Source organism: Gammaproteobacteria bacterium (assembly GCA_022340215.1).
GTDB lineage: Bacteria > Pseudomonadota > Gammaproteobacteria > JAJDOJ01 > JAJDOJ01 > JAJDOJ01.
Genome location: JAJDOJ010000038.1, coordinates 1 through 6,893, shown reverse-complemented (window position 1 = coordinate 6,893; position 6,893 = coordinate 1). Strand labels below are relative to the sequence as shown.

The window sequence follows — 6,893 nt, the reverse complement described above, 5'->3', positions numbered from 1 at the left end:
ATCCACAGTACTTGCAGGTGCGCGACCATGCCTTCACCGCGACGGTTTTAATCGCCATCACCGGGCTGGTCATGATGGGCGTGCGATGTCCGCAACCGGTCACCTGGCAGGGGCCGTGCTTGGCCCAGAAGGCGTAAATGATCTCGGGGCCGTGGTAGCTGTAGTCCTTGCGCTCCGCCGGCGTCAGGGCCAGCGGGTCGAAGTCATCATTCATCACCTCGCCACTGCTAATCCGGGTCCACTCGCCCTTGTGACCACGCGGACAGTCGCAGGTATAGAAGGGCATGATCTGCGGCTTCACCTCGGCCTCGATCTCCGCCAGCAGAGCCTCGATCTCGGCCTTGTCCACCTGGGCCAGTTCGTTTTTGGCCACAAACCAAGCTACAGGATTAAGATCATTTCCATAGGTCTGCATCCCGAGTCGAGAACCCTCAACAACGGTTAACGCTTTTCCCATAAAGATGTCGGCCACCTTCAGCTCCTTGAAAGCTCCCTTCTTCTGGTGATTTCCGTAGTAAGCGTCCCACACCAGCTTGGCGGCCTCGGCGGGGTCATCCGGGGCCTTGATGACGGAGGCCAACAACATCGAACGAAACACACAACTGTTCCGTAGAGCAAACCATTTCGACATCGTATAGATGGGCTTGCGGGCATTGCCTTCAATCTTTGAAATCTCATTGATGGGGATGATGGGAAAATCCACCTCGATACAGGTCGGTGGCCGGTCAGGATCGGAGAAATCGACGGTCTCACACTTCCAGGGCTTGCCGGCACCAACTGCCTTGGCCACCTCTTCGGCCAGCCATTCGTCCTTTTTCATGCCCTTGGCCTTCCAGGGTTGGTCTTTCGCCATGCTATTTGTTCCTGCTGAGTTCGATGAAGGGCACGGTGACTTCCAGGACGCTCAGGCCGCCGTGGGTCAGGGTCGGATAGCCGCCATGGCTCTTCCATTTACGGCGGCCGTTGACGTACAGATGACGGCCGTGGGCGCTTTCGATGGCCAGATCGATGGGGGGCACCCAGGCACCCGGCGCCTCACCGCTGGGGATTGCGCGGCCGCTCTTGTAGCGCTTCTTGAGGTAGTCGGACTGCTCGGTATTGGTGTCGGAGAACTGCCCGCTGGCGGCATAACCGTGGTCGGCGGTGATGACCAGGCGGCGGCCCGTCCCCAGCCGCTCGACCAGTGACCAGAAGGCATCCCCGGTCAGGTGCGCTTCGATCTCCTCGGTGAGCGTCTGCAACCCCTTGCCGGGGTCGTCGTGGTCGTGCAGGCGATGGTCCGGCCAGTGGTGCCAGAACACCCAGTCCGGTTCCGAACCGATCAGCACGGCGCAATCGGTCCAGGCGATGTCGACGGACTCGGTTCGCGCGCCCGGAAAGACGTGGCCCTTGCCCGCGCCGTTGTTTCCCAAGGCGGAACGCTGGGCAAACCCGAGCGCCTTGGCGAATGGGGTGGTATCGGCAGGTAGCTCGGCGCAGGTGGGGCGGGCCTGCTGGACGGTGAAGCCCCTCGCCTCGGCCTGGTGCAGAATCCAGGGGGCCTCGCGTAGGGAGAGGGCATCCAGGATCAGGACGGCGCGCCCTGGTGAATGCCCGTTCCACCAGTCCGCCAACACTTGGGATGTGCGTGGCACCGACGCTTCGAACTCCGTCCAGAGATCCCAGTCGGCGGTGGCCAGATAGTGGTCCACATCCGCGAGATCCCGGTCGCGTGCATGGACCTCAGTGACTGCCTTGCCCGGCGCAAGGGGTTGCGAGCACAGAGTCCAGGCATGGTCGAGAATGGCGGCCCAGGCCTCGCTTGGTTGCGCGTGTTGCAGCGTCTGGATCAGGTGGAGCGGCAGCGTCATCAGCCCTCCTCCTTCTCCAGGTCCAGGCCATAGGTCATGCCGTCGGGGAGCTTCCGGATCAGTTCCTGCAGTTGCGCACCGGTGAGTTGGTCCACCCGCAGCGTCAGCGATTTTACCTGCGTGCCGGTGCCGATCCCCCAGGCCTCGACCTTGCCCAGCAGGTTCAACGAAGAGGTGGGAGGGGCCGTGTGCTGGGTGAAGCCGCCACCACCACCGAAGATGCGACCGGGGTCTGCATAGCCACCACCGGTTGTTCTGCCTACAGCGCCTGGTCCCGGCTCTGCGACTCCGCCCGCTCCCCCAGCAGGGCCGCCAGGATGAACGCCGCTACCGGGGCCAACGGTCGGCGGTCCTGCCGAGCCTGGCGAGGTGATGCCGCCGGTCGCCGGGACGTTCTGGGGGAGCAGGACGTGAGTCTCGTCCAGGTGCTTTCCGGTGCCGAGCTTGCCGCGCATGCGCTTGTAGGCGGCCTCTTCGGTCTCGTCGTCGAGGGCCTGGAGGTACTCCATCCCGCGTAGGTTGATGGCGATCTCGCCGCGGGCGCAGAGGCGGATGATGCGCTCCTTGATCAAGGTCTCGCCCAACCACGGGATGCAGTCCTTACCGCCGGGGCGCGGCTCTTTCAACTCCTTGAGCAGCTTGCTGATCGGCTCGTTGTTCGGTGCCGCCTCCACGATGTAGTCGTCGAAGTCCTCCGGTATGAACAGGTTTTCGCGGATACTCTTGTCGATAGCATCGGGGATTTTCGCCCCCTCGGCCTTGTGGCCTTCGATGAAGAAACGGCAGTTCTGGGGCTGCTGAAAGTGCCAGTTGGCGATGATCGCGAAGCGGTCGAAACGCGCCTTGAGGATGTCGCGCAGCTCTTTCCGATACTTGGTTTGCAGCCTGCCGTATTCGGGGTTCTGCTTCTTCCACTGCTCCGCCAGGTAAACGCATCGGGCCAGCACCAGCAGATCGTGATCCAGAAAAAGGTTGCTTGAGCCGTCCCTGGGAATCAGGAAACGAACCACGTTGCGGCTGGCTTGCAGATTGTCCCGCAGCCATTCACCCAAGACGGCCTCTGGTTTGGAGGGCGCCTCGGGTAGCACCACAATCGGGATGCGATTGCCCCACTGGGCGGGCGTGTCGCCCTCTTCGAGCTTCTCCCAGGGGTCGGCCTTCCATGTCCGGGGCAGGACGATCACGCGATAGGGCAGGTCCACGTCGCCACCGCCTTCGAGGACATAGCGTGTTTCCTTGGCAAGGTGCCAACGGTCCTCGTCGTCCTGGAACAGCTTGTCGTTACGGGCGCTGACGATGAGCTTGGCCTGGGGATTTTCCTCTTCCCGGAAGATGTAGCGATTGCCGTCCTCATGGATGTTGAAGCTGTTCTCGACAATCGTGCTCAGTTCGACCTGGAAGCCATTGTCATCGACAGGCTTGTCCCTGGTCACATCGACATGGAGCGTCGCCAGATCCGCCCCCGCCTGATTAACCTCGGCCAAGGACCGCAACCAGAGGGCACCGATCACCTCTTCGAGGTGGGGCGGCCTCTGGCTAGTCCCGGCGATGGCGTCGGTGACGGCCTCCAGATTGCGCAGCGCCTTCTCCCGGAGCTTGGCGTGATGCTGGTTGGCGACGGAATCGAGCAGCGCCGTGATGCCGCTGGCTTCGTCGTCGAGGCGGAAATCCGCTGCCGTCAGGATCGCTTTTTTCTCGCCATTGCGCTTGTAGAGATCGGCCAGGATACGAATCAGATCGCGCGTTCCCTGTGCGCTGGTCGCGATGAGCACCTGATCCTCTAGCAAATCCATGAGGTGCGGCGCATAGGGCCAGGCCTCGATGAATTCGTCGTGGAGTCTTGCCTGCTCCGCAGGGGCGATGTTCTTGAGGCGGAAGTATTCGCTGATATGGCTGCCGATCAGGCCTTCAATCGCCGATGGGCCTACCTGGAGCCGGTTGTCGAACAATCTGTGAAGTAGCAAACGCAAGCGGTCGCTCTTGGCCGATGGGCCTTTGAAATCGACGATGACGGGGTTGACACGCTGGATTTGCTGGAAGGCATCGGTGCTGCCGTTTCGGACGGAAACGACCAGAACCAGAAACTCGGGATGCTCCTTCGCGATCTCGGAGAGGATCTGGACGAAATTGAACGCCCAGGTACGCCAGGGGTATTGCTTGGTGTTGGTCAGCCCGTCGTACCAGGTTTGGAACTCGTCGAAAATCAGCGCTGTCGGCGTATGCCGGAACAGTTCCAGTAGGATCTCGTCGCTCGGCACATCCGTTTTCTTGTCGCCAAGCCCCTCCCACTTCCCCCGGCAATAGCCCCCATACGGGTGGTTATCGAATAGGAGGTCCCAGAGGTACTTGTAGCGCTGCCTGTGAAGGCTTTCGCCGATAACGTGCATTCCGCCACGCAGGGGGATCTGGCCGATCTTCACGTCCCCCAGTGTGTGCGACCAGTTGTTCAGCCAGTGCTGCGTGGCACCATGGTCCGTGAAGGCGTGGTATAGCACGGCCATCAAATGCGACTTACCCTGGCCCCTCTCGCCTTTCAGGGTAACGGGCCTGCCCTGAGTAGGGCCTGCCGCTTCGATGGTTTTGAGAACATCATGAGATGGGTAGGTGATACGCAGAAAATCCGCTGCGGAGATCTGCGTAGCGCCCGTGTTGTTCTTGTTTGTCAGCTCAATGGCCGTACCCTTCAGGCGACGATCCTTGAACTCGTCGCGTAGGGTTAAGCCAAGCATAGGTTTCTCCCGGGATGCCCGGTTCTTTCCACAATCGCGCTCATCTGTTCCTGCCTCCTTCGGGATTTTCAGCAGTTTCGGGGTCCCGGATATCGATGCCTTTCCGCCTGCAATAGTCTCGGATCAACATCTCCACCATGTTCGCGATGGAGCGGTGCTCTTGGTGAGCGGCCACGCGCAACGCATCCTTCAGGGCGGGGTTGATCCGAAAGGTTAGTGTGGCGGTTTTGGTGGTTGGCATGGCTCCCCTCGGCAGTGTGCTGCAAATGCACTGTAATGTAATAGCCTATGAAACCCGAAGTGTGGACCTAAAAGGCTAATTTTCGTGGAGATGTCGCTATGTCTCGGCGAGGGCTAATGCGACGCACGCATTCAGCTTGTCATCTCGGTGTGGGCTTCAGTCGTCAGGTCATGTCCTCGTGCTACGGATTCGAGGGCACGATGCGGAGCTCGGACAGTATTGTGGTACTGAGCCTCCGGAACGTGATTTAGGTCTCGCCCCCTCCCTTACCCGCGTTTCTCGATTTCCCTTACCAGATTGATAGTTATATGTAACTTTCATATAGTGATGACGCTTTCATCAACTGAGGATCGGTTATGGACAATCGAGAGAAACAAAGGGCTTTCAGGGAACGGCAACGAACCGCCGGGTTTACCAGTATTACAGAGTGGGTGCCAAATGATGCGGTTTATCTGTTCAAGGCATTGGCGGCGGCGCTACGAGGAGAGAAACCCGCACCCGAAGCCGAAAGGCAATTTGAGCCGATCACGGACGGAGAACATGAGAGACGCATGAGGGCGCTTGCCAAAGAATTGGGCCTGAAATTTCATCAACAGAAAGTCACAAAGGGTCATCGGAGTTTAATGGGTAGGAATGGAACGCTGTGGGTCGGGGCCAATACCAAAGGTTTCGACATCTGTTTGAGTGGGCAGTCCCTCATTGCCGAAATGACGCCCTTCATGCGCAAACTCACTGGCAGCGATGCTACGTCTAGTAAACAGCCGAACGATTCCGCCCCATTTTGGCGAGTGCAGGATTGGAATTTAGTGCGTTCCGCCGCGAAATTTTATGCACAGACGCGGTCCTAGCTGCGAACCGAGATCTCGACCATGAACGAAGCCACAACGATCTACACGCTCGGGCTTAAGTATTAATCGCGACTTGCCCTGCAAGACATATCAGAAAGCGTAAATTGTGAGCGCCATAGATCGCTCGGATTCGGCATGGCCATAGTTGTCGGCGACTGAGATAAATGCTCAGAGACAGATCGTTGTTAATCTGTACTCTACGCATATAGCGGCCTAATAGAGAAGGATATTCGACACAATGGGAATAAGCAGTATCCCACGTTTTCGTCGCTTCAATGCTGCGCCTAATAAGCGCTATCTGTTAAATAGGGTGAATTGTTCATGTGTGAGACAAAATATAACTGCAAGCGCGATCTGGCCTCAAAAGAGCTTGAGGCGGTTCAACAAGGAATCCATACTTATGGAAAAGTACAATTCACAATAAAGGGTTGGGCAATAACTATTTTTTCGGCATTTCTCGCCGTCTCTGTAAAGGATGGGTCGTACATACTTTTGTTCCCTTGTGTCTTCGCCTTAGTTTTATTCTGGTTTCTTGATTCTATCTATAAACGAATACAGCTTGCTTATATATCTCGCGCGAAGACTCTCGAAGAGTTCCTAAACTCGGAAGAAGTAACTAGTACCCATATAAGAATTCCAAACACTGAAAAATGCGTCGAAAAGGAAATCAAGTCGATGCCTTTGACGAGGACATTGCTCGAACCGAGAATTATGCTTCTTTACCAGGCAATGCTCATTACGATAGCTGCGGCCGCCATTATTATTTACTATGCCTCAGAAAGTGGTTTATGAGCATAACGAATAAGGTTAGACGTTCACAATCCAATTGCTTCTTGCCCTAACTTTAATAACAGACCTTTGAGAACGTCGAAGCTCGTCCCAATCCCTTTCTCTTTTGAGCCTCTTGCAAAACTCCCAAGACCAGCGAATTACTTGGCGATTCGAGGCCGATAAATGAGAGTGCCCGGTTCATTGTTGGAAAAATAAGGTTGCACTTTAAACCAACGGAATCATGACCATAGGGCAAGATCCGATGAACCAGGCACTGGACAAATTGTCCCACACATGGCGGCACATCCAAAGTTTTCTGTTTCCCATGATTTGGGAAGAACTGGGCGAGTTGACGGAGAAGCAGAAGCTACTGGTGAGCGTACTGGAATTAGCCAAACTGGAGGAGCACATCCCTGGTGCCGTCCGATGGCCTGGACGTCCTCTTGAAGACCGC

At 57.2% G+C, this 6,893-nt stretch carries 7 protein-coding genes; 3 read left to right on the top strand and 4 right to left on the bottom strand.

The genetic code is table 11. From position 1 onward, the window contains the following. The 4 genes from LJE91_02645 to LJE91_02630 all read right to left on the bottom strand — a co-directional run. Positions 1-853: DUF1156 domain-containing protein (locus LJE91_02645; GenBank protein ID MCG6867649.1), on the bottom strand; the 853-nt coding region annotated here is incomplete at its 3' end. Position 854: 1 nt separating this feature from the next. Next, positions 855-1,850 carry a hypothetical protein gene (locus tag LJE91_02640; protein MCG6867648.1) on the bottom strand — a complete coding sequence of 332 codons (996 nt, stop codon included), beginning with the start codon at positions 1,848-1,850 and terminating at the stop codon, positions 855-857. After that, a complete protein-coding gene (locus tag LJE91_02635; protein ID MCG6867647.1) occupies positions 1,850-4,579 on the bottom strand; it encodes a DUF499 domain-containing protein in 2,730 nt (909 codons plus the stop codon). Before LJE91_02635 ends, LJE91_02640 begins: the two co-directional genes overlap by 1 nt. A gap of 40 nt (positions 4,580-4,619) precedes the next feature. Further along, positions 4,620-4,820, bottom strand: coding sequence for a hypothetical protein (locus LJE91_02630; protein MCG6867646.1), 201 nt, complete (start codon positions 4,818-4,820; stop codon positions 4,620-4,622). A 356-nt stretch (positions 4,821-5,176) separates the two neighbouring features. Between LJE91_02630 and LJE91_02625 the strand changes: the two genes are divergently transcribed. The 3 genes from LJE91_02625 to LJE91_02615 form a co-directional block, all read left to right on the top strand. Next, positions 5,177-5,668 carry a hypothetical protein gene (locus tag LJE91_02625; protein ID MCG6867645.1) on the top strand — a complete coding sequence of 164 codons (492 nt, stop codon included), beginning with the start codon at positions 5,177-5,179 and terminating at the stop codon, positions 5,666-5,668. Positions 5,669-5,989: 321 nt separating this feature from the next. After that, positions 5,990-6,460, top strand: coding sequence for a hypothetical protein (locus LJE91_02620; protein MCG6867644.1), 471 nt, complete (start codon positions 5,990-5,992; stop codon positions 6,458-6,460). 241 nt (positions 6,461-6,701) lie between these two features. After that, positions 6,702-6,893 (top strand): IS5/IS1182 family transposase (locus LJE91_02615; protein ID MCG6867643.1); only part of this gene is annotated, 192 nt, incomplete at its 3' end.